A 1,673-nucleotide genomic window follows, 5' to 3' on the forward strand; every position below is an offset into this window, starting at 1 on the left:
ACCTGCGAAGTTACCGTAGTGACTTCCAAAACTTTGTATCCTATCCAGCCAAGTCGCTTCTTCGATGCTCAGTGATACCAGAATATTGGGCATGCTTTTTGGTATGTATCCTCTCTTATTGGAGTGAGTATGCCGGCCCGTCCAGTCAACTAGCTCAAGGTAGTCAATTAATGAGAAAGGTATTGTGTTTGCATGCTCTCTCGCACCAAACGGTTTTAGTGATTTAGGTTGTTTTGCTTGGCTCTTGGCTTCATTTAGATTTGATTTCTTTGCGTTTGATTTGGTGTTTTTAAAGTGCTGGATGCGCTCTTGAATCGATGTGAAATCACTATCTTCCAGATTATTTGCCTTGTTGGCTCGAATTGGATTTAAGTCTACATAGGCCATACAACTGAGCAGCGCTGTTTCGTCAAGTAAGGCTTGAGACTTGTACCGCCCTTCCCAGTATTTACCCGTGCAGTTATCTTCCTTGTTTGCTTCTTTTGCAATGAACTCATTAAGGTTTTTCATAAACCAGCTGATGTCATACAACCTAGCTCGCCACTTTTCAACTAACTCAGATACAAGCAACTGCTCCGCCTCACTAAGAGCATCACCGTTTAGCTGCCTATCAATAACTGGACTGCCCTTGTATAACTTGTACCACCTACCTATCACCTCATTGTCTGACCAACTAAGTGCTTGCTGTCTATTCACTTTGACCACCAAATGATAGTGATTACTCATAATGGCATAAGCCGCTATATCAATGGCAAATACACGACTGAGCAGCTTTACTCTTTCGACTAACCAAGTTCGTCTATGGTCAAAGTTTTTGCCAGTGTACTTATCGTCTCCGCACAAAAAAGCACGGCGTACACACCGTGCTATTAAGTGATAATAAGACGTAGTCGACAAATCTATCAGTGCTTTCCTTGCTCTTGTCATTCCTATTCAACTCAAATTAAAACTGGATATTTAAACAGTAGTTAAACAACTCGATTTAAGCAAAGAAATTGTGTCTGTCCCATCGGTGCAAAGAAATTGTGTCTGTCCCATCGGTGTGCATTTTCGTCTGCAAATCTTAACTCATCCAATATATTTTTAATCTTCATAGCACGATACTATCTTGGGCAACTAACGCCCCGCTAACCCGAGACAAATACGGAGGTTGCCTTGTGATAAAATGAGCGAAGCGAATCACAAGGCAACTGGAGTGTTTGGCTTCGGTTTAAGCGGTTTGTTATGTTTGCCCTGATAAAATATCTTGAGCAACTAGAAGCCGTACTTGGTTCATACGACTTAAACCATGCTTATATTCTTTAAGCTCGATCAGTTCTAGAATAGGAGGCACAGATTGATCATAACGGTCTAGCTCAACACTGATGATATAGGAACCATTGATTAGAACAAGGTAGATATCTTCAGTTTGATCCGGCGTATGATGTAAAACGATAGCGTTGGCTGTGGAATGCCCATTGGACTCTAGTACCCGCTTAAGACTTGAGCTTGACTTGAAACTATTTCTTGAAGTAATTAATTCTTCTCGAAAATCTAATTCCATTTTGCTTCCGATAAGCTTCATTGCTGGATCTCATAAAACATAACGCTTGCCGTAAACGGCACAAAATAGCAGGCTAAAATTGGCGACGAAGGAGCACAAGCCTGCTGTTTTGTGTCCTTGCTTTTACGGC

Annotated in this window: 2 protein-coding genes; both read right to left on the reverse strand. The window is 41.4% G+C overall.

Annotated elements, in window-relative coordinates:
- Window positions 1–927, reverse strand: a 927-nt coding sequence (locus tag N473_RS24795; protein ID WP_063370281.1) for a transposase, incomplete at its 3' end; no start/stop codon positions are given.
- A 295-nt stretch (window positions 928–1,222) separates the two neighbouring features.
- The gene (locus N473_RS24800; protein WP_155735739.1) at window positions 1,223–1,543 is read right to left on the reverse strand and encodes a hypothetical protein; all 321 of its coding nucleotides are present in this window, start codon (window positions 1,541–1,543) and stop codon (window positions 1,223–1,225) included.
- Window positions 1,544–1,673 lie beyond the last annotated feature (130 nt).

It is taken from the genome of Pseudoalteromonas luteoviolacea CPMOR-1 (assembly GCF_001625685.1).
In the GTDB taxonomy this organism is placed as follows: Bacteria; Pseudomonadota; Gammaproteobacteria; order Enterobacterales; family Alteromonadaceae; genus Pseudoalteromonas; species Pseudoalteromonas luteoviolacea_K.